At 49.9% G+C, this 21672-nt stretch carries 21 protein-coding genes; 7 read left to right on the top strand and 14 right to left on the bottom strand.

Features of this window, described 5'->3' with window-relative positions; translation table 11 throughout:
• The first annotated feature begins 7 nt into the window (after nt 1-7).
• On the top strand, nt 8-1318 hold the full coding sequence (locus G3I67_RS05020) for a TRAP transporter large permease (protein WP_163652191.1): 1311 nt from the start codon (nt 8-10) through the stop codon (nt 1316-1318).
• Between the two features lie 21 nt (nt 1319-1339).
• Here the strand turns inward: G3I67_RS05020 and G3I67_RS05015 are convergent, their stop codons facing one another.
• The 3 genes from G3I67_RS05015 to G3I67_RS05005 form a co-directional block, all read right to left on the bottom strand.
• Nucleotides 1340-2404, bottom strand: coding sequence for a tartrate dehydrogenase (locus G3I67_RS05015; RefSeq protein WP_163652189.1), 1065 nt, complete (start codon nt 2402-2404; stop codon nt 1340-1342).
• A gap of 39 nt (nt 2405-2443) precedes the next feature.
• Nucleotides 2444-3364, bottom strand: coding sequence for a LysR family transcriptional regulator (locus G3I67_RS05010; RefSeq protein WP_163652187.1), 921 nt, complete (start codon nt 3362-3364; stop codon nt 2444-2446).
• Nucleotides 3365-3499: 135 nt separating this feature from the next.
• The gene (locus G3I67_RS05005; RefSeq protein WP_163652185.1) at nt 3500-4477 is read right to left on the bottom strand and encodes a Bug family tripartite tricarboxylate transporter substrate binding protein; all 978 of its coding nucleotides are present in this window, start codon (nt 4475-4477) and stop codon (nt 3500-3502) included.
• Nucleotides 4478-4605: 128 nt separating this feature from the next.
• Between G3I67_RS05005 and G3I67_RS05000 the strand changes: the two genes are divergently transcribed.
• The 5 genes from G3I67_RS05000 (at nt 4606) to G3I67_RS04980 (ending at nt 10322) form a co-directional block, all read left to right on the top strand.
• Nucleotides 4606-5628: a Bug family tripartite tricarboxylate transporter substrate binding protein gene (locus G3I67_RS05000; RefSeq protein ID WP_163652183.1), complete on the top strand. Its 1023-nt coding sequence runs from the start codon at nt 4606-4608 to the stop codon at nt 5626-5628.
• Nucleotides 5629-5633: 5 nt separating this feature from the next.
• Nucleotides 5634-6749, top strand: a complete 1116-nt coding sequence (locus G3I67_RS04995; protein ID WP_163652182.1) for an iron-containing alcohol dehydrogenase — start codon at nt 5634-5636, stop codon at nt 6747-6749.
• 168 nt (nt 6750-6917) lie between these two features.
• Nucleotides 6918-7769 carry a phosphate/phosphite/phosphonate ABC transporter substrate-binding protein gene (locus G3I67_RS04990; protein ID WP_163652180.1) on the top strand — a complete coding sequence of 284 codons (852 nt, stop codon included), beginning with the start codon at nt 6918-6920 and terminating at the stop codon, nt 7767-7769.
• Complete coding sequence (locus tag G3I67_RS04985; protein WP_163652178.1) at nt 7756-8907, top strand: GGDEF domain-containing protein; 1152 nt, start codon at nt 7756-7758, stop codon at nt 8905-8907. The genes G3I67_RS04990 and G3I67_RS04985 overlap by 14 nt, the downstream gene beginning before the upstream one ends.
• A 77-nt stretch (nt 8908-8984) precedes the next feature.
• Complete coding sequence (locus G3I67_RS04980; RefSeq protein WP_163652176.1) at nt 8985-10322, top strand: ferredoxin reductase family protein; 1338 nt, start codon at nt 8985-8987, stop codon at nt 10320-10322.
• 70 nt (nt 10323-10392) lie between these two features.
• Here G3I67_RS04980 and G3I67_RS04975 read toward each other — a convergent pair whose 3' ends face one another.
• From G3I67_RS04975 to G3I67_RS04935, 9 genes are all read right to left on the bottom strand, one after another.
• A complete protein-coding gene (locus tag G3I67_RS04975; protein ID WP_163652174.1) occupies nt 10393-11697 on the bottom strand; it encodes a serine hydrolase domain-containing protein in 1305 nt (434 codons plus the stop codon).
• Nucleotides 11698-11709: 12 nt separating this feature from the next.
• Nucleotides 11710-12036 carry a branched-chain amino acid transport AzlD family protein gene (locus G3I67_RS04970; protein WP_203583552.1) on the bottom strand — a complete coding sequence of 109 codons (327 nt, stop codon included), beginning with the start codon at nt 12034-12036 and terminating at the stop codon, nt 11710-11712.
• On the bottom strand, nt 12036-12752 hold the full coding sequence (locus G3I67_RS04965; protein ID WP_235931697.1) for an AzlC family ABC transporter permease: 717 nt from the start codon (nt 12750-12752) through the stop codon (nt 12036-12038). Before G3I67_RS04965 ends, G3I67_RS04970 begins: the two co-directional genes overlap by 1 nt.
• 47 nt (nt 12753-12799) lie before the next feature.
• Nucleotides 12800-13291 carry an acyl-CoA thioesterase gene (locus tag G3I67_RS04960; RefSeq protein ID WP_163652843.1) on the bottom strand — a complete coding sequence of 164 codons (492 nt, stop codon included), beginning with the start codon at nt 13289-13291 and terminating at the stop codon, nt 12800-12802.
• A gap of 102 nt (nt 13292-13393) precedes the next feature.
• Nucleotides 13394-14122 carry an amino acid ABC transporter ATP-binding protein gene (locus G3I67_RS04955; RefSeq protein ID WP_163652840.1) on the bottom strand — a complete coding sequence of 243 codons (729 nt, stop codon included), beginning with the start codon at nt 14120-14122 and terminating at the stop codon, nt 13394-13396.
• Nucleotides 14123-14175: 53 nt separating this feature from the next.
• A complete protein-coding gene (locus G3I67_RS04950) occupies nt 14176-14916 on the bottom strand; it encodes an amino acid ABC transporter permease (protein WP_163652172.1) in 741 nt (246 codons plus the stop codon).
• A gap of 4 nt (nt 14917-14920) precedes the next feature.
• Nucleotides 14921-15619: an amino acid ABC transporter permease gene (locus G3I67_RS04945; RefSeq protein ID WP_163652170.1), complete on the bottom strand. Its 699-nt coding sequence runs from the start codon at nt 15617-15619 to the stop codon at nt 14921-14923.
• Nucleotides 15620-15677: 58 nt separating this feature from the next.
• The gene (locus tag G3I67_RS04940; RefSeq protein ID WP_163652168.1) at nt 15678-16496 is read right to left on the bottom strand and encodes an ABC transporter substrate-binding protein; all 819 of its coding nucleotides are present in this window, start codon (nt 16494-16496) and stop codon (nt 15678-15680) included.
• 32 nt (nt 16497-16528) lie between these two features.
• On the bottom strand, nt 16529-17737 hold the full coding sequence (locus G3I67_RS04935; protein WP_163652166.1) for an aminotransferase class I/II-fold pyridoxal phosphate-dependent enzyme: 1209 nt from the start codon (nt 17735-17737) through the stop codon (nt 16529-16531).
• 129 nt (nt 17738-17866) lie between these two features.
• On the opposite strand from G3I67_RS04935, the gene G3I67_RS04930 reads away from it, so the two are divergent.
• Complete coding sequence (locus G3I67_RS04930; RefSeq protein WP_203583551.1) at nt 17867-18754, top strand: LysR family transcriptional regulator; 888 nt, start codon at nt 17867-17869, stop codon at nt 18752-18754.
• A 3-nt stretch (nt 18755-18757) separates the two neighbouring features.
• Here the strand turns inward: G3I67_RS04930 and G3I67_RS04925 are convergent, their stop codons facing one another.
• Together G3I67_RS04925 and G3I67_RS04920 are read right to left on the bottom strand one after the other, a co-directional pair.
• Entirely contained in the window at nt 18758-20842 is a 2085-nt protein-coding gene (locus tag G3I67_RS04925) for an acetate--CoA ligase family protein (protein ID WP_163652164.1), read from the bottom strand.
• Nucleotides 20843-20848: 6 nt separating this feature from the next.
• Nucleotides 20849-21640, bottom strand: a complete 792-nt coding sequence (locus G3I67_RS04920; protein WP_163652162.1) for an enoyl-CoA hydratase/isomerase family protein — start codon at nt 21638-21640, stop codon at nt 20849-20851.
• Between the last annotated feature and the right edge of the window lie 32 nt (nt 21641-21672).

The raw sequence follows: 21672 nt of genomic DNA, 5'->3' as shown, positions 1-21672 counted from the left end.
GATCATTATGGATACATTAGGCGTTGGTTTGTTTTTATTGATCGTGATGTTGATTTTGCTTTCTGGCGGAATCTGGATCGCGATGACTTTGGCTATCTGCGGTTGGGTAGGGCAGGCTCTGTTTGTGAGCACCCAGCCCGGCAAAAACCTTTTTTCCGCTTTCTGGGAAACGAATGCTTCCTGGGAGCTCGCTGCTTTGCCGCTTTTTATCTGGATGGGAGAAATTCTGTTCCGAACGAAATTGAGCGAAGAAATGTTCGAAGGGTTGCGACCTTGGCTCAATCGCGTACCTGGTCGATTGATGCATACCACTGTTTTGGGTTGCGGTATTTTCGGTTCGGTCAGCGGTTCGTCCGCGGCAACCTGCGCCACGATTTCCAAGGTGGCTTTACCCGAGCTCAAAAAACGCGGTTACAACGAAAACCTTGCCCTTGGCGCGTTGGCGACTTCCGGTACGCTTGGGATTTTGATTCCTCCATCGATTACGATGGTTGTATACGCAGTAGCCGCTGATGCGTCGATAATCCGTATCTTCCTGGCAGGCTTCATTCCTTCTGCGATTCTGATGGCTTTGTTCATGGGCTATATCGCCTGGTGGTCCATACGCAACCCTTCGCAAGTCCCAGCCGCCGATCCGCCCTCGACGTTCTGGCAAAAGATCAAGAAAAGCGGAAACCTGATACCTTGCAGCGCTTTGATCATTTTTATCGTCTGGGTGTTGGTTGCCGGCTATGCCACTGCGACCGAATGCGCAGCCTATGGAGTGTTCGGATCTTTAGCGATCGCAGCATATAGTCGTTCACTAACCTGGAAAAATTTCTGGGAAGGCCTGATGGGCACGACGCGCACCAGCTGCATGATCATGATCATCCTTGCGGGCGCCGCGTTCCTGACTAAAACAATGGCGTTTACCGGAGTGCCACGCGAGCTGGCTGAGTGGGTCAATGGCATGAACCTGTCGCCTTACGCTTTGATCGGTTGTCTGGTGGTGGTTTATCTGATCCTTGGCACTGCTTTGGATGGTATCAGCATGATCGTGCTAACTGCCGCGGTTGTGTTGCCCATGATTCAAAAAGCGGGTTTCGATCTGATCTGGTTCGGTATCTTTATCGTACTGTTGGTGGAGATCGCAGAAGTCACTCCACCTGTCGGATTCAATCTCTTTGTTTTGCAGAATATGACCGGAAAGGACAGCAATACGATCGCAAAAGCGTCTATTCCTTTCTTTATGTGTCTGGTCGTTTGTATTCTGATCATTACGATTTTTCCAGACGTCGTCACCATCCTACCTGACCTTGTCATGGGCAAGGACAAGTAGGACTCAAGCTTGGCTATTTAGTTAGCCAAGCTTCTCGATGACTGCTGCAGTGACCTGAGAAGTGGTAGCCAAGCCACCCAGGTCACGGGTATGAAGGCGCGGATTCGCTGTGACGGACTCGATGGCATTCATGAGCTTATCGGCAGCGGCTTGTTCTCCTATGTGCTCCAGCAGCATTACCACCGACCAGAAGGTGCCGATTGGATTGGCCAGGCCTTTGCCCATGATATCGAAAGCGGATCCGTGGATCGGCTCGAACATCGAGGGATAACGGCGCTCAGGATCAATGTTGCCGGTTGGGGCGATGCCCAGGCTGCCGGCAAGGGCCGCGGCCAGGTCACTTAGAATATCCGCATGCAAATTTGTCGCAACGATCGTGTCCATCGTCGCGGGACGGTTCACCATTCTGGCAGTCGCGGCATCCACCAGCTCTTTGTCCCATGTGACGTCCGGATACTCTTTCGCGATTTGAACGGCGATTTCATCCCACATCACCATAGCGTGACGCTGGGCATTGGATTTGGTGATCACGGTTAAAAGCTTGCGGGGCCGCGATTGTGCTAATTTGAATGCATAACGCATGATGCGTTCCACACCGGCTCGGGTCATCATGCTGACATCGGTGGCGACTTCGATCGGATGGCCTTGGTGGGCCCGACCGCCGACACCGGAATATTCACCTTCAGAGTTCTCGCGAACGATGACCCAGTTCAGTTGCTCGGGAGAGCAGCGCTTCAGTGGGGCATCAATGCCTGGAAGAATGCGGGTGGGACGTACGTTTGCATACTGGTCAAAGCCTTGGCAAATTTTCAGGCGAAGGCCCCACAATGTGATGTGATCGGGAATGTGGGGATCACCGGCGGATCCGAACAGGATAGCGTCTTTATTGCGCAAGGCATCCAAGCCGTTTTCCGGCATCATCACACCATGCGCCCGATAATAGTCGCCACCCCAATCGAAATCTTCGAAATCGAATTTCAAAGACGGATTTCGCGCGGCTAGGGCTTCGAGCACTTTTCGTCCTTCCGGGATGACTTCCTTGCCGATGCCATCACCGGGGATGGTCGCGATGCGATATGTTTTCATTTCTTGCCTTTTATGTTTGTTGTGAGATGAAGTGAAGCTTCAGGAAAGATGTTGCGATTGTTGTGATTCGATATCTTGTACGACGCCGGTTAGAAAGTCGATGAAGGCTTTGATTTTTGCCGGCGTATTGTGGCGTGCTTGATAAAGTACGCTGACTTCGGGGCCTTCAACGACATAGTCTCCCAGAATGCGCGTCAACTGGCCGGATTTCCAGGCTTCAGCGGCAATGAAGTGACTGATCATTGTGATGCCCCCGCCAGCGATGGCTGCCTCAAGCAATGATTCTGCATTGTTGATGTTCAAAGCACCGACAACGGACTGTTCGAATATTTGCCCGTTTTTCGAGAACAGCCATGGACGATGCTGACCGGAGCGGGGAATCAGATATGCCATGCATTGATGTTTGTCCAAGTCTCCCGGGGTGGTGGGTGTGCCATGTTTTTTCAAGTACTGGGGTGAAGCGAAGGCGGCAAAGCGCAAGTTACAGAGTTTTTTGACGTTGACGCGTGTATCGGCTACCGGCCCCACATGTACAACCGCATCGATCCCTTCATATTGCAGATCGACCAGGCGATCGCTCATCTCGACGTTCAGAACAAGCTCGGGATATTGTCGGGTAAAACTGAGCAATTTGGGCGCGATGAGTCTGCGCCCCAGTGCGACCGGCATTTGAACATTGAGCACGCCTTTAGGCGTGGCATTGCTTCTCATGATGGCGCTTTCCGCGTCATCTACCTCGGCGAGAATGCTGCGACAACGTTCGAAAAAAGTAGCACCTTCATCCGTGAGGCTAACCAATCTTGTGGATCGGTTCAGCAACTTCACGCCAAGTTCCTCTTCCAGTCTCGCGATCGATTTACTGACAGCTGACGCGGTCAGGCCAAGCCTTTGTGCCGCGATGGTGAAATTGCACGTTTCCGCTACTTTTGTGAAAACGAGTAATGCATTTAAGTTGCGCATAACGACAACGATTGCTATTAGTGAAATTGTTTCAATATTGTTTTGATATTTTATCGGATATGACGCTCAATATTCCTTGAAGCAATAAGGGTTTTAGACAGCGTGAATTAGTCGTGATTTTCTCTGGGTTGAGTTTTAGTCTGCCTTGATATTGTTGGTCTTGACCAATGCTCCCCATTTTGTGATCTGGGCTTGCAAAAAGGCCGCGAATTCTTTAGGACTGTTTCCTACAGGCTCGACTCCGGTATCGATCATGCGTTTACGGACTTCGGGCGCTTGCGTCGCTGCCTTGATTGCTTGAGCTAACTTCTGAATGACGTCCTCTGGCGTCCCCTTGGGTACGAAAAAGCCGTTCCACTCTACAACGTCGAAATCCTTATATCCGCTTTCCGCAATGGTCGGAACGTCAGGTAACACTTGCATGCGTTGAAGTCCTGTTGTGGCAAGTGGTCTGATTTTGCCTGACTTGATATGTGCCAGTCCCGTGATCGGGTTGGTGAAATATGCCGAAACACGACCGGCCAGCACGTCTGCCATGGCAGGCGCACCTCCTTTGTAAGGAACGTGCACCCAGTCAATGCCCGCATCGCGCCCGAGCATCTCTGCTGCCAGGTGGGCGGCACCCCCCGCGCCGTAAGAGGCATAGTTCAGTTTGCCCGGATTGGCTTTAGCATAGGTCATCAACTCTTGGAGAGTCTTGAAAGGCGTATCGGAGGGCACCACGAGGATCAAGGGCATGTTGATCGCCTGTGATACCGGAATGAGATCCTTTACAGGGTCAAAAGATAACTTGTGCATCACCGCGTTAACGACATAAGGAAAGGTGTCGAATAGCAATGTGTATCCATCGGCAGGGGATTGAAGCACGTTGGTTGCGGCAAGAATGCCGCTGGCGCCTGGCTTGTTCTCGACAACAATCGGTTGACCCAAAATAGTCGCCATCGGTTGGGAGAGCAGTCTGGCATTGCCATCGGCTCCACCACCCGGCGGGTAGGGTACGACTAGACGGATGGGTTTGGACGGAAACGTCTGTGCAAGTGCCGAACTCCATGGCAAGATGCCGAGCATGAGTAGCATGGCAACTTTTCGGATAAAGGGTGTCAGGATGGTCATGACGGTCGTCTCTTTGTTTTAAATGAAGTTGTTGGCAGATCATAAAGCGAATGAGCGTATTTAGCATCATCGCAGTTACGCGGGCTGAAGCAATTTTCCAAAAACATATTCATACGGGATGGAGGGACATGATGCAATCTAGGCTAAGTAAAAAACGCGATCCGGGCTTGAGCGATTTTCAGCCTGCTCGCAGAACTGCGTTGATGTTTGGTGCTGCCGCTTTTCTGATCGGGCGATCAGGTTATGCGCAATCTGCATGGCCTAACCGGGCTATACATATCGTGGTGCCATTTTCTGCAGGGGGAGCGGCCGATACATCCGCGCGCGCCTTTGCCGTGCAACTGACCGAAATTCTTGGTCAGAATGTCGTAATCGAAAACCGTACGGGTGGCAATGCCGTCGTTGCGGCTAGTGCTGTGCTTCAAGCGCCAAAGGATGGCTATACGTTTATTTGGGATGCGGCAAATTGCCTGACGAATCCCTTGCTTGTCAAGGATTTGGCCTTCGATTACCGAAAGTCATTTTTGCCTATCACGATGGGAGCTAGGGCCCCTCAGGTGATTGCGGTGCGACAAGACTTTCCTGCGCAAAACATCCGGGAGTTTCTGGCATACGTACGAGCTAATCCCGGTAAAGTATCCTGCGGAACGCCTCCCTCAGGGGGCATGGCCCATCTGGCGTTGGCTCTGCTGCAACAAAGGGCGGACGTCAAGTTTATTCATACACCATATCGAGGTGGCGCCGACGCAGCCAGGGACATTATGGGCGGGCAGATCGACTCGATATTAATTACCGCTTCTTCAGCCCGTGGGCCCTATCGCGCAGGAAAGGTCCGCTTGTTGGCGGTGACAAGCGCCAATCGCAGTCCGGTCTATCCTGATGTGCCCACGCTGGCCGAGAGTGGCTTTCCGGGCTATGACATGGATGATTGGTATGGGTTGTTCGCTGCTGCGGGTACGCCTGATTTAATTTTGCCTAAAATGCAACAGGCAATTGTGCGCGCAGCGAACCATCCCGCCTTGATATCAGCGATGGAACAGGCAGGACAGGTTCCGGTCGCAAACAATACGCAGGATTTTGTCGTATGGCTGGATCGTCAACGAGAACTTTTGCAAAACTTGATTCGAACTTCAAACATCACAGTGAGTTAATCCGCATGTCCATTTTGTCTTTCAACACCAAGGTTCATTTCGGTCATGGCGAGCGATCGAAGTTGCTTGCCGAAACGCAGGCCAACCGAATGTCGCGTCCATTATTCGTTACGGATCGAGGTGTGATTGACGCCGGTGTTTTTGCAATGGCGACAGAAAGTTTGACTGATGACTTAACTAAAGTAATTTTCGATCGCACGCCGCCCAATCCAACGGAAGATGCGGTCGAATTGGCGACAGCAATGTTTCATGCAGAAAAATGCGATGGCGTGATCGGAATCGGTGGTGGCGCGACCATGGATCTAGCCAAGGCTGTTGCTGTGCTCGCCGGGCAAGCTGCGCCGTTGTGGGAATACTGCAATCGTCATCCTGCCCCGCGTCCGATTCACCAGCCTCCTCCCTTGTTATTGATGCCTACGACAGCAGGAAGCGGCAGTGAAGTCGGTCGTTCCGCTGTCATTGTTTTTCGTAATGGAGTCAAGGCCGGAATTGGTTGCCCGCAAATTGTCACTGCTGCGATATGTGATCCTGAACTCACTTTGACACTGCCTCAATACATGACGGCTGCAACCGGAATGGATGCAATGTCGCATTGCGTCGAAACATTTTGTTCGCCTATGGTGAATCCACCGGCAGATGCGATTGCGATTGATGGAATCAAGCGGATGTTCTCATCGATTGAACGGGCAACCTATGAGGGTGGCGATCGCGATGCGCGATGGAACATGATGATGGGTGCACTTGAGGGGGCAATCTGTTTTCAAAAGGGGTTAGGTGCCGTGCACTCTGTGTCTCACGCATTGGGGGCGCTTGGCTATCACCATGGAACGCTCAATGCGATTATGTTGCCTCATGTGTTGCGTATGAACGCCCCTTATATTCTGGACAAAATGTCTATCATGTCGGCTGCCATGGGCTTGCCCGTGGACGTTCAGCTACCTCTTGTTTTTGCCAGACTGAATCAACGTCTTGGTTTGCCCGAAGGCTTAAGTGATTTAGGAGTTAAACAGGAGATTTTTAACGATATCGCCACAGCTGCTCTTGCCGATAATGCGCATAAGACCAATCCATTTGTTTTGACCCATCAGGATTATGTCGAATTGCTAAAACAAGCTTGGTAGGGCATCAGGTACTTGGGAGTTAAATCACCTGGCTCTCTGGGATGTTTTTTTTCTAATGAGCATTTATTTCTCCCATTATTTGGAATTTGACCATAAGGGACTCAAAAATAAATAGGAATTTGTATTTCCATGCGATGAACGGGGGCGCAAAATGATTTAACCTACCGCATGGTTATCAAAAAGATTTTATTCGTCACTCTGGCTTCGATTTCGTTGTCAGTGGCCCAGGCTTGTAATAAAGATCAAGTCAAGGTCGAGAATACCTATACGGTCTACGTGGTACCGCAGCTGCCGGCAGCGCAAATGTATACGAAATGGGCTCCCGTTCTTCAGCAGATCGGCAAAATGACTGGACTTTGCTTTGATTTGTTTGTTCCCGCGACGATCCCTGAATTTGAGTCTGAGTTCATTAAAGGCACGCCTGATTTTGCTTTCATGAATCCCTACCATCAAGTCATGGCATATAAGTCACAGGGCTATATTCCGCTTATCGCCGACTCGAAAATAAAACTTGAAGGAATCGTTTTGGTGAAGGCTGACAGTACCTTGACCAAGCTTTCACAATTGAAGGGCGAAAAGGTAGCTTTTCCTTCCCCGAATGCATTTGCAGCTTCCTTGCTCGTGCGCAGCATATTGGCTAAAGAAGGAATTGAAATTGAGCCGATTTATGTTAAATCCCATAACAATGTATACCGCTCAATTATTATTGGGGACGTCGTTGCTGGTGGTGGAGTTAATAACACATACAATCGCGAACCGGTAGAAATAAAGAATGAAGTAAAGATTCTTTACAGGACTCCCGTGTTTATGCCCCATCCCTTTTCGGCCAATCCTCGCATTTCGCAAAGATTAAGGGATCAGGTGATTCAGGCCTTTCTCGACTTGGCTCAAACCGATGCCGGTCGCAAGATGCTCGATGAAATTCAAATTCCCGAACCCGTAAAAGTGAATTACAAAGACGATTATCTGCCGCTTGAGAAAATCGGCGTTGAAAAGTTCGTTGTAAATGGCACAAACTGACCGAAGAAAGTTAACGCATCCCAACGAGCTGCCCAAGTTGATCGCCTGGGCAGTTAGCGTTGTGGCAATGCTTATGCTTGTGAATAGTGCATGGACATATACGAATATCAGCGCATTAGTTAAACAATCGCAGGAATATTCATACGGAGAGTTGGCCAAGGGACTCGCCATTGCCGTTTCTGATTCGATCGTCACCAGGGATTATGGCGAGCTTGAGACAAGTTTGCGTCAAGTCCTCTCCAACACCAGCATTGTCCAGGCGAGCGTTGCTGATTTGAACGGCAAAGTTCTCGCTTCGATGAGACGTAACGAAAAGAACAAAGTTGTTATCAACTTTAGCCAAGCGACTTTAAGCATGCCGAAGCATGTCGGAGTCGATCCCTACATTCAGTTCGAAGAAGACTCCAGGGCCAAAGTTTGGTACGCGATCAACCCGGGTGTGCGCGCAGGATGGCTGTATCTTGAGATTTCGGATAGGGTGAGCGAACAGATTCTTTACTCGCTCAAAAGAAATGCCCTGATCTTTACGACCGTTATTTTTATATTGGGAATGGCTGTGCTTTCAGTCGTGCTCGGTCGATCCTTTCGTCGAATGCGTGCGCGGGAAACCGCTCTTGAGAAACAAAACAACGACTTGTCCAACGCGGCGTTTCATGACTCGTTGACTAAATTGCCGAATCGATTGATGTATGAAATATCGCTTAAAAATGCAATCGCTATTGCCGAAACAGATAGCACGCTTGTGGCAGTTTGTTTTATCGATCTGGATGGATTCAAGGCGATTAACGACGAGCTAGGTCACGATGTCGGAGATGTTGTGCTGGTGAAAATCGCGGAACGCTTGCGTATGATGCTTCGCGAATATGATACCGTTATCAGACTTGGCGGAGATGAATTCATCTTGATTTTGACTGGCATTAAAACGCGCGAAGAAATTCAGCGCTTGTTGGATCGTGTCATCGGTGCGATCAATGCGCCTTTGAATCTGGGTGATTTGAGGCGACATGTCGGCGCGACAATCGGAGTAGTTCTGTGTCCGCTTAACGATGTCAACGCAACCGCAGTGTTGAATCAGGCTGACCATATGATGTATGAAGCCAAAAAAGAAGGGAAAAATCGATGGAAATTCAGTGGATAGGATTAATTCCAATCCGGTGGATTTTTTTTTAATGATTCGGCATAAAACAAAGCCGATGGAATTTCTGCATTTTTATTTTGAAAAATATCAAACTCAGCTTATTTTTTGTCCTGTTTGTCATTAGCGCATTTTGGATTGTCACGGACTGGAATGCTTTTAATCAAACAAATAACTTCAGAGCTTGGCGTGACTTGCTGATCCAGTACAGTGGATTGCTTGGCATTGGCGTCATGAGTGTCGGGATGGTGTTGGCTCTGCGGCCAAGCTGGCTCGAATCGACGTTGGGCGGCTTGGACAAGATGTATCGCTTGCATAAATGGATGGGTATCGCCGGACTGACTTTGGCGATCACTCATTGGCTGATTATCAAAGGTCCAAAATGGTTAACTAATCTTGGATTGCTCGAACGGCAACCTAAGGGGCCTAAGAGCAAGATCCCAGATCCGGATTTATTACAGCAATTCTTTTCCGGACAGCGGGGATTGGCAAAAGATTTGGGCGAGTGGTCGTTTTACGCCGCGATCATATTGATTGTGATTGCGCTCGTAAAGTGGTTCCCTTATCGCTATTTTTTTAAAACACATCGATTGCTTGCATTGGTTTATCTATTATTGGCATGGCATTCGGTTGTTCTGCTGAATTATTCCGACTGGAAAAGCCCTGTTGGTCTCATGTTGGCTGTCTTGCTCGCTTCGGGTGTGTATGGGGCGGTTATGGTTTTATTTCGAAAAGTGGCCATACATCGTCAACGGATTGGAGAAGTGGCTTCAATCAGATCTTTCGACGCGTTGAAAACGACCGAGATCAATATTCAGTTCAGGGATCGCTGGCCGGGCCATCGGTCCGGACAGTTCGCTTTTCTGACTCTACATGAACAAGAAGGTGCGCATCCATTTACCATTGCATCGGCTTGGGCGAACGATGGGAAGATTACGTTCATTATCAAGGCATTGGGCGATTACACGCGCAACTTGTCCAAATCGGTTCATATTGGAGATGTTGTCAAAGTCGAAGGCCCCTATGGTCAATTCACGTTTCGCGGAAATCAACCCAGGCAAATCTGGGTTGGGGCGGGTATCGGAATCACGCCTTTTATTTCAAGACTGCAACATTTGCAGAGCAATCCGGATGGCAAACAAATCGACCTTTTTTACGTCACTTCGATGCTCGATGACCAGGCAGTTAAGCTGATCGAAAACGAAGCCCAAGTCGCAGGAGTTACATTGCACGTGATCACTAGTCAGCGCGATGGTCGTTTGGACGCGAATCGGATCATGGAACTTGTTGCCCAATGGAATCAGGCCGATGTCTGGTTTTGTGGCCCATCTGAATTTGGTCGATCGCTACGACTTGATTTTAATGCTGCGGGCTTGCCGGCTAATCGGTTTCATCAGGAATTATTCGAAATGCGCTAAAAGTTCAACCCTGTATGCGACATGAATGTTGCACACAGGATTGAGTTGAGTCGTTCGAAAACAGACAGGATTATTTTTCGAGCGCTCCGTAGATCAAGGCATTAATCCGCTCACGATATTCTTTGCGGATTTCGCCGGGGGTCGCTGCCATCATCACGACAACCATTTTCTCTTTCGGATCAGCCCAGAAGGTCGTGCCATAAGCTCCGTTCCAGGTGTAGTCACCGACGTTGCCGTTAATCGCCGCAATGCCTCTGTCCATTCGAACCGCGACACTTAGACCGAACCCGTAACCCGCGCGCCCGGCTTCCGTGGCGGTCAACTCGTTTTTGATGTCTTTACCAAGGTGGTTTGATGTCATGAACGCGACGGTCTGAGGCCCTAAGACTCGTTTTCCATCGATCGTCCCGCCGTTGATCAGCATTTGACCGAAACGAAGATAGTCGGCAGCAGTTCCGTATGCACAACCGCCCCCACAATCGAACTTAAGAGGCTTGGACAAAATGTCCATAGACTGAGGCTTGCCTGTAATGGGGTCGGTTGGCAATGGGTGAGCGAAGCGGTCTCGGTTCTTATCGTTAATGGCAAAGCCGGAGTCGACCATGCCTACTTTGTCCCATATGCGTTCACGCATGATTTGACCTAGTGGCTTGCCGGTCATTTTCTCTTGGATCAGGCCCAGCACATCGAGCCCGAAACCGTAATTCCAGACTGTTCCGGGTTCGTGAAGTAGAGCGGCGGAGGAGAGCTTTTCCATGAATTCCGGACCGGTCAGTGTCAATGCAGATACAACCGAACCAGCCGGAAATTGTTTATGAACAGGCGTGTCGCCCCGACCGCCATAGGTTAGGCCCGTTGTGTGGCGCATCAAATCCTGGATGGTGATTTGATTTTTCGCATTTTCGGTTGTCATGGTTCCATCGGCAGCAACCTTGGCCACTTTCATGTTTTTGAATTGAGGAAACCAACGCGAGACCGGACTTTTTAGAGTCAGGCTACCTTCTTCATAAAAAGTGAGTGCGCTGACGGCGGTCATTATTTTTGTCATGGACGCCAACTCAAAAATTGTGTCCTTGGTCATCGGCGTGCTCGTCGCTTTGTTTCGATAACCGTAAGCTTCATAAATGACGAGTTTGCCGTTTTTGGCTACGGCCAATACTGCACCAGGCATCTGATTGTTAGCAATCTCCTGCTTCATGAATGCATCGATTCGCTTGATTCCTTCGGCTGAAAATCCCTGTGATTGAGGTGTAGCGATAGGTAAGGGGGGTTGTTGTTGTTTTGCCGGTTGCTGTCCCGTGGGCTGCTGTGCTTGCACAGTCAAGCTCGAACTCAGAGTTAAAACGCCGATCAGACTTCCGATTATTTTTTTCAATTTGTTGTCTCCTTAGTGGACGCCGAGATTTCTTAGTAACACATACAAGGCGGTCCCCGCAAGAATGCTGAGCAAGGGGTTTTTGCTAAACCACTGCAGAAGTACAACCAAAGTAATCGCGATCAGCTCGAACCACGGACCGGCATCATGTTCGCTTGATGACCCGATCACGGAATGAATGAGTAAAAGCGACATGATCGCCAGGGGCAGTGATTGCCCGAGGCGTTCTATCATGGGGTGTTTTTGCAACCATTGAGCCGCAATGAACGGAAGTGCACGTAGGGCGAATGTAACCAGACCCATTGCGAAGATGACGGTAACAACGTAAAAATGATCCATTATTTCGACCCTGCCGCATTGGGTGCAACTCTTGCCTGAATCAGTAAATTGACGCTTATGCTCAATCCGATGGAAATGACAAGTGCGTGCTTTGGAGCGAGTGCGTAAGCTATGGCATATGATCCCAGTGCGATCCATAAGGGGCTGCTATTTGTGCGTTTTCGCCATTGTTCTACGGTGAGCACTGCAAAAAGAGCCGTCAGACAAAAGTCAAGTCCGGACAGTGATATGCGCGATTGTGCGCCCAGGATGACGCCAATGGTCGTTCCGATGATCCACCAGGCCTGGTTCAGCATCGCAATCAGTGCCATGAGCTTGCGTTGAGTGTCCTCTGGCAATGTGGTCAGAACGGAATATGTTTCGTCTGTAAGAGCAAAAATCAGATACCAGCGCAGTGATCGTTGCTCAGGCAACTTGTTGAGCAAAGACAGGCCATAGAACATATGACGGGAGTTCACGATGAGTGTCGCGAAAGCTATGGTCGCTACGGACATGCCTGCAGCGAGCATGGGGATCATCATGTATTGCGTTGCGCCGGCATAGACGATGATGCTTGCCAGAATGGCCATCCAGCCATCCCCGCCAGCCTGAACGAACAAAAAACCGAACACGGCGCCTAGTGGAATGTAGCCCATGGCTACAGGGGTTGTCAGACCGACAACAGATGTAAGTGCTCGCTTTTTATTTTCTCTTATGTCGCGATTTAAGTTACTCAATTTGCGCCTTAATTTTTATTCTGTCGGATAAGCGAACTTTTCTTTATTTATGTTTTGTCAATTGGTTTGAAAATATCTTCAGTCTTGTTTTGTAAGGCTAGCCTGGAGGCCTTGCGCGCTTTCGCAGCCTCGAAGCGTTTGATTTCTTCGGGAGTCGATGGTTTAAGCGCGGGAACTTCTACAGGTTGGCGATTATCGTCCACTGCAACCATAGTGAAAAAACAGCTGTTGACGTGGCGAACCACCTGATCCTGAATATTTTCGGCAATGACTTTGATGCCGATCTCCATTGATGACTTGCCGGTGTAATTCACCGAAGCCAGAAAGTGCACCATCTCACCGACATGAATCGGTTGCTTGAAAATCACCTGATCCACACTCATCGTGACGACATATTTGCGTGCGTAACGACTGGCACAGGCATACGCAACCTGGTCGAGCAATTTAAGAATCGTACCCCCGTGGACATTGCCGGAGAAGTTGGCGGTATCGGGGGTCATCAACACGGTCATCGTGAGTTGATGCGGTGGGAGGTTCATCATCGTAGGCGTTCTCAAAAAATCCATTTCGCCCGTGACAATAGATATTGCCGGGCAATTTTCGTGGATATTTTAAGGGATGATGAAGGAGGTGAATTCGTTTCAGTGGGATCGTAGATCGGATAGAAACTTCTTTGCTCGATCGCTTATTGGATTGGAAAAGAACGACTCAGGGGTCCCTTCTTCGACCAATTTGCCGTGGTCCATGAACCAGACTCGATCGGCAACTTCCCGGGCAAACCCCATTTCATGTGTGACGCACATCATGGTCATGCCTTCTCGAGCTAAGCTTTTCATCACTTGCAGGACCTCTCCGACCATTTCAGGATCAAGTGCACTGGTGGGTTCGTCAAACAGCATCGCAGGAGGATTCATGGCCAAAGCGCGCGCGATAGCCACGCGCTGTTGCTGCCCACCGGATAATTGACCAGGGTAAGCATCGATTTTATTGCCAAGACCTACTCGTTCAAGCAGTTCCTGCGCTTTTTGACGTGATTGCGCTTTACCCAGTTTCAATACCGTCGTTGGGGCCAGCATGATGTTTTCGGCAACAGATAAATGAGGGAAAAGATTAAAACTTTGGAAGACAAATCCGATTTTGCTTCGGAATTTATTGATGTCCAGACCGGGGCGGTGGATATCTTCGCCATCGATTTCGATGGTTCCTTTCTGGATTTCTTCCAATCTGTTGACCGTGCGGATCAGCGTTGATTTGCCCGAACCGGATGGACCGCAAATGACGACGACTTCACCACGACGCACATGGGCGTTGATGTCGGCCAAAGCATGGTATTCCCCGTACCATTTATTGACGTCAGAAAATTTAATCAAGGTGTCCGAAGCCGACATGGTGTATTCCGGTATATGGATGAAGAAGGAGTAGGTTAGTTTGCCGTCGCGAGAGAATCAGTCCGAGCCGTGGTTGGGCGGATGCCTTTACGCTTTTGGGCAATCCGCTTTTCGACATATCGAGCCAGTGTCGTGAGCGAAAAGCACAGAACGAAATAAATCATCGCCAAAATTAAGAACACTTGAAATGGCTTGGTCAGTAAAGTGTTGTTAACTTGGCTTGCTGCAAAAGTCAGCTCATTCATGCTAATGACATAGCCAAGCGATGTTTCCTTAATGGTGGAGACAAACTGGCTGATCATTGATGGAATCATGTTGTAGATCGCCTGGGGCAAAATCACTTTGCGCATCGTCTGCATATAAGACAAACCGCAGGCACGAGCGGCCTCGGTTTGCCCGCGCGGCAAACCCTGAATGCCCGCGCGAACGATTTCGGCAAGATACGCCGCCTGATAGAAAACCAGGGTAATCAACATTGTCGCAACACCGCTGATCGGTTGCTTGATGATGAGCGGGACAAGAAAATATACCCAGAAAATCAGCATCACCAGAGGGACGCCTCGCAGGAAATATACGATCGTGACAATAGGTCTGCGAACCCATTTGATTGGGCTGGTGAGGGCCAGTGCCATTAAGACGCTAAGAGGAAACGCTAGGCTGATTCCGAGGACCGAGACCAGAAAGGTGATGGCAAGTCCGCCGAGAGGGCCATTAGGATATTGCCCGATTAAAAGCAGCAGGCCATTGTCTTTCAGGATTGTAAAGATATCTTGCATCAGATCACCTTTCAATCAGGCGCCAACGCGCTTCGAGCCAACTGCCGGTAGCCAGGATCATGAGTGATATGGCCAGGTAAATCATGGTGGACAGCAGGTAAATTTCAAAAGTCTTGAATGTCGTGTTTTCGATTTCCCGTGTCACATAAGTCAGTTCGGCTACCCCGATTGCCATGGCTAAACTGGTATTTTTAAACAGTAAGACCGTATGGCTGACCATTGGTGGCAGAGCGATTCGAAACGCTTGAGGAAAAATCACCTTGCGTGCTGTTTGCAGGTAGCTTAAGCCAAGCGCGCGAGAAGCCTCGTATTGCGCGTGTGGAATCGATCGGATGCCACCACGCAGGGCCTCTGAAATGTAGGCGGCCATGACCAGTCCGACAGCGATGCAAGCAAAGTAAAAGCCACTGTCGTGTCCGTTGATCCACTGTTGGGCCACGATCGGCAGCAATGCAGGAAATCCGAAATACCAGAGAAAAATATGCACAAGCATGGGTACGTTTTGATGAAACTCGACGTACGATGCAACAATGAATTGCAATATTTTAGAGTTAGTCATGCGCAAGGTTGCCAACAGTACGCCGACAACCATTGCGATCAACCACGTCAGAAGCGTCATCTCCAGCATGACCCGCACCCCGGACAGAATTGCCGAGATGTGGTCCGAACGCATCAGCATTCCAAAATCTAAATTAATGCTCATAGCGTCGTTTCATGCTGAAGAGTGAAGCATTCATATACTTGAATCACCGTGAAAGGATTTAGCCTTTGATCGGTTCGATTTTGAAGCCGCGCTTCATTTTGAACTCGGTCTTGTCACCCATCCACTTGTTGAAAATTTCTGTCGCTTCTTGCGAAGCTTCCATCTTTTGCAACACGCTATTGACATGGTTGATCAGTGCGGTCTCGCCTTTACGCATGCCGATGCCCCATTTCTCGTCGGCCAGTTGCGGTTCAAGGATTTCAATCGGTGATGTGGCCTCGGATTGCTGTTTGAGCTTGAGCAGCATCATCTCGGAAACGACGAATGCATCGGCTTTACCTTGTTGCATGGCCAGGAATGCGGTGGGTGGATCCTGGAATGTGACCGAAATGGCGGTGGGGTATTTTGTTTTGATCGCTGCTTCTGACGTGGATCCCTTGGTCGAGCTGATGCGCTTTCCAGCCAGGTCATCCGCGGACTTGAAGTTCGAACTGCGCTTGGAAGCGGCTTTTTGAAGCGCGGCGTAGTAGGAGTCGCTGTAAACGATCTGTTCTGCACGCTCTGGTGTCCAACCCAGGTTGGCAGCAATCACATCGATACGCCCTTGGACTAGTTCAGGTATGCGTGCAGCGACAGCGACAGGTTTGATCTCGAGTTTGACGCCCAGGCTTTTTGCGATGGCGGCACAGAAATCAACGTCGTAACCTTGGATTTCACGGGTTTGCGGATTTGGGAAGCTGAAAGGTTCGGACGTGCCGAGTACGCCACAGACCAGAGTGCCTTTCTTTTTGATATCAGCAAGTTGATCAGCTAATGCGGCATGGCTGATCAAAGACATCGTGACGGCTGCGACCGCCGTAAGTACATATTTACGCATCTAATGCTCCTTTCCTTTGGTAATTGCAAATGTTAATCGGTACAACATTGAACCGCTTGAGCCATTGCACGACAGCCCCTTTCGATCGTCTCGATGCTTGTGGCAAAAGAGAGTCTCAAATATGGCGATAAGCCATAGGAGGTGCCGTCGATGGTGGCTACTTTGGCTGAATCCAGAAAATAATTCATCACATCGATATCGGAGGTCAATTTTTTGCCGTCCGGTGTTTTGCGTCCCAGTAAACCTTCCACAGAGGGAAATACATAAAATGCGCCATCCGGTTTCAGGCAGGATATTCCGGGGATGTCATTCAGAAGTTTAACGATTAGGTTGCGCCTGATCTCATAGTTCGAAACGTTTTGACTTACGCACTCCTGGGGGCCGCTCAAAGCAACAACTGCCGCAGCTTGACTGATGGCGCTGGCGCACGAGGTGCTTTGTGACAACAGTAGGTTAATCGCCTTAATCAAATCGGCGGGACCTGCGCCATATCCGATTCGCCAGCCAGTGAAAGCATATGACTTCGATAATCCATTGATCAGCAGGGTTCGGTCGCGCAAAACATTGCTTACCGCAGCAGGACAGGCGTGCTTGACGCCTTCATAGACGAAATGCTCGTATATTTCGTCGGTCATGAGCAAAACATTCGGGTGTTTTTCGAGAACCTTGGCCAAGGCGACGAGTTCGTCATGCGTGTAAACCGCACCGGTCGGATTGTTTGGCGTGTTCAGAACAAGCCAGCGTGTGCGAGGCGTGATTGCGTTTTCGAGCGCTTGAGCGGTGAGCTTGAATCCGTTTGCAGGATGGCACGTTACAAAGACCGGACGTCCGCCATGCAGAAGCGCCATGTCCGGATAGGAAACCCAGTAAGGCGCGGGCACGATGACTTCATCACCAGGATTAATTGTCGCGGCAAATGCACTGAATATCACCTGTTTTGCACCGCCACCCACGATGATATTTGCGACTGTGTAGTCCAGACCGTTTTCGTTGCGTAATTTATCAACGATTGCCTGGCGTAAAGCCAATGTTCCGGTTGATGCCGTGTATCGAGTCACGCCTTGATTGATTGCAGTAATTCCGGCTTGAGCAATGTGATCGGGGGTCGGAAAGTCGGGTTCGCCGATCGTGAAGTCGATCACTTCAACACCCGCTGCGCGCAAGGCATCTACTCTGACTTTTGCCGCCATGCTTGGTGAGGGTTTGACGACCTGAAGTCGATCCGCGATTGGAAAAGTCATTTTTAATCTTATTTATTCGGAAAGATGAAAGTATCGTGACATTATCAGATTAAAAAAAGTGATTTTTTTGTATGATTATTGATTCTAAAAATTCATGTATAGACTAGGGTTAGTACTAGGTAATTAGCAATGTTGACCTTTAAACAGCTCGACGCGATCTATTGGATCGCTGAACTTGGCGGTTTTGCTCAAGCAGCGAAAAAGCTGAACACCACTCAATCGGCCATCTCAAAGCGGATTCATGAACTGGAGGAAGCATTTGGCATTCCATTGTTCGAAAGGCATTCACGCAAAGCGACTTTGACCGAAAAGGGGGAAGAAATGTTTGTGTTGGCCAAAAAACTTTTGGCGCAGCGCGATGCGGCAATCGAGCAGTTACTGAATCCGAGTGTGATCGAAAGAAGATTAAGGCTTGGGGTCACAGAGTTGACTGCGATGACCTGGCTGCCGAAGTTGATCGAATTAATTCGTATAAATTATCCGCGCGTCACGCTTGAACCGGAGGTTGAGTCGAGCGTCACGCTGCGAGACAAACTGATGTCCGATGAAACGGATTTGATATTCGTGCCCGATGCTTTCGAGCGCGATAATGCGGTAGCGACCCGAATAGGTCAGGTTGAAAACGCATGGATGTGCAAGCCGGGCTATGTTAAAGAATCCGGTCCCATCAGATTACTTGATCTAGCAAACTACAATCTGCTGACGCAAGGCGCGCGATCGGGAACAGGGCTTATCTATGATCGCTGGCTTAAGGCCAAGGGCATTTCTTCCACGCAATTTATCGAAACCAACAGCATGATCGCGCTGATGGGGCTGACCCGCTCGGGAATCGGTATCAGTTATTTGCCGAGGAAATGCATGCGGTTGTGGTCCGGTCCGGAGCAATTGCAAGAACTGCAAGTCACACCGGCATTGCCTGCGACAACTTATGTCGCCATGTATCGACGTCATCAGCCCAGTAATTTTCTCGCATCAATCGTCATGCTCAGTCAGATGTGTTGCGACTTTTCTGCTTGAGGATCAGGCCAGGATGGCAATGCCGTCGGCCGCCTTGACACCTTGCCCCTTATCAAGCACGAACAGAGGGTTGATTTCGGCCTCGACGAGTTTTTCTCCGAGTTGTGCCACCATTTCCGAAAATGCCATGATGGCATCGATCAACGCTTCGATATCTGCTTTAAGCCGACCACGGTATCCATCCAGCAATGGCCATGTTTTGAGTTCTTTAATCATGGCATGAGCTTCTTCGCGTGTCAGGCCTCCGGCAATCGGCAGCAATCTCATGGTCGTGTCCTTGAAGAGTTCTGCAGCAACTCCCCCCATGCCCAATAAAATTGCACATCCTAGAGAATCGCGATGCATGCCCAGAATCATTTCGGTTCCGCCGCGTACCATTTCCTGAATGAGAAACCGATCCGGCGTGATTCCGGTTTTTGATTCGACTGTTTTAGTCATTTCGGTCAGTTTTTTGCCGATTTCATCGGCAGATAAATTGATGGCGACGCCACCTACATCGCTTTTATGCAGAATTTCGGATGAGAGTATCTTAAGGGCAACACTTTCATTGATTTGCTTTGCGGCATTTTGCGCCTGAGTCAAATCCCGGACAATCATTTCACGCGTACAGGGGATGCCAAATGTCGCAAAGAGGCGTTTGGCTTCTTCTTCATTAAGTGCGCCCTTTGGCAATTCGGGTAAAGCGATTGTCTTGATCGATATGCTCGGTAATGTACTTTTCGGTATGTTTGTGGCGTGTAGTAATGCTGTGAGTGCCGTGCTGCAGCTTTCTGGTGATGAAAACGCCGGGACTCCATTTTGAGTCAAGATCGACGCGACGTGAGGCGCGTAGGGGCTGACATAGGCAAGCACAGGCTTGTCGGAATCCGACAGGCAACTCTTGATCGCATTAGACATTAATTCTGGCATGGCTAGGGCGGAGGATCCGACGATGATCACAAGCGCATCATAGGTCGGACTGCTTTGTAGCGCTCGGATGGCCCCGCGTAATAAATCGGGTTTCAGGCCGGCAAGTGTGACATCGATAGGATTGCGATCCAGCGCGGCATGGTCTCCGGTTTGCAATGCGCGCAGCTTGTCGGCGGTTTCCGGATCCGGAGCGGGTGTCTCGAAACCTCTTACCCCCAAGTCGTCGGATACCAACGTACCGGCCCCGCCTGTTGAGGTCAGGATAGCAATGCGTTTGCCGTAAAGCTTGCGACCTGTTACCAAGGCCGAGGGAATATCGAGCAAATCATCAAAACGATGCGCGCGAATCACGCCGATTTGCCTGAACAGTGCGTCGTACATGCTGTCGGCTCCGGCGAGGGCACCGGTATGAGAGATAGCTGCCTTCGCGCCCGCCTCGGAGCGTCCGATCTTGAATGCGATGATTGGCTTACCGGCGTGCAGTGCTCGCAGCGCCGCCGAACGAAATCGATTTGTATCGCGAATCGATTCGACATACAGGGCGATAACTTTAGTGGCGGGATCTTCGACAAGCCAGTCAATGAAGTCGGCGAGTTCCAGGTCCACTTCATTGCTGGTCGATATCAGTTTGGATAAGCCGATTCCGCGAGCTGCGGCACGTGAAAGCAGCGCTCCCAGAATACCGCCGCTTTGAGAAACGACCCCAACGGATCCCGACGGAAAACGATCCATCTCAAGCGCACCTGATGCCGATAGCACTACGTTATCCGTGATGTTGACCAGGCCGATCGTATTTGGCCCCAGAATACGCATACGGCCTGCAGCTTGACGCAATTGTTGCTGTCGTTTCGCGCCGTCTTCACCGACTTCCGTGTAGCCGCTTGCAAGCACAATCGCTGCTGCACATCCTTTTTCGGATAATTCACGCACCGCCTGATGCGCTCGTTCTGCACCTAATAAGACGACACCCACATCAGGCACTTCCGGTATGGATGCGATATCTGCATAGCAAGGTAAGCCGCATATTTCAGTCGTTTTCGGGTTGACCGGATAAATCTCACCCGCAAATCCATGTTTGAGCAGGTAGGACACAGGGCGTCCGGCTGTTTTGGAAGTGTCTGCGGATGCGCCGATCACGGCGACCCTGCGAGGATTCATCAGGCGGGAGATTTGATTCATTTGAATTCAGATTTTTGGATTGTTTTTGGCAAGAAAGGCAAGTACGGCCGTCCGATGCTCGGTGCTGGTATAGCAGATTCCCTGAGCTTGGCTGCCTTGAGCGAACACTTGGTGCGCCGATGACTCGTAAGTCTGATTCAGGATGGATTTGCTTAGAGCGAGAGCCGTGCCGGATCCTTGACTCAATTCCTCAGCCCAGGATTGAGCATCAGTCAACAAATTCGTTGAGGTTGTCATCCGATCCATGATGCCAAGCGAAAGTGCTTCTTGCGCATCGACTTTACGACCGGAGAATATAAGTTGTTTGGCAATAGACAGGCTAACTCGACGCGGCAGAAAGTACATCCCGCCCCCATCCGGAATAATGCCGCGATTGATGTAGGACCAGGTGAAATTGGCGTATTCGCTGCCGATGATGAAATCGCATGCCAGTGCTGTATCTGCGCCAAGTCCGGATGCTGCACCATTGACTGCCGCAATGGTTGGTTTGGGCATGTCGTGTAGGAGGCTTTGAGTGTGATGAACTCGTTGTTGACGATGCCAGCCATTGAATCCGATTTCTCCGGTTGGTGCACTCATTCGCCTCTGCATTCCGGCAACATCGCCGCCAGCACAAAATCCTTTGCCGGCTCCGGTGATGATCAACGCTCGAATGCCCTTGTCTGCGGTTACATGTTCGAGAGCATGAATGAATTCGGTGCGCATATCGTCACTCATGGCATTACGTTTTTCAGGACGATTGAACGTGATTGTGGCAATGGCGGCTTGCACTTGCATAGTAAGCAGTTTGTATTCCATACGGCACTCCAGAAGATTGAATTGATCGCTGT

It is taken from the genome of Sheuella amnicola, assembly GCF_010499255.1.
In the GTDB taxonomy this organism is placed as follows: domain Bacteria; phylum Pseudomonadota; class Gammaproteobacteria; order Burkholderiales; family Burkholderiaceae_B; genus Zwartia; species Zwartia amnicola.
Note: the sequence above shows the minus strand (reverse complement) of the source record. Positions and strands in the feature narration are given on the sequence as shown.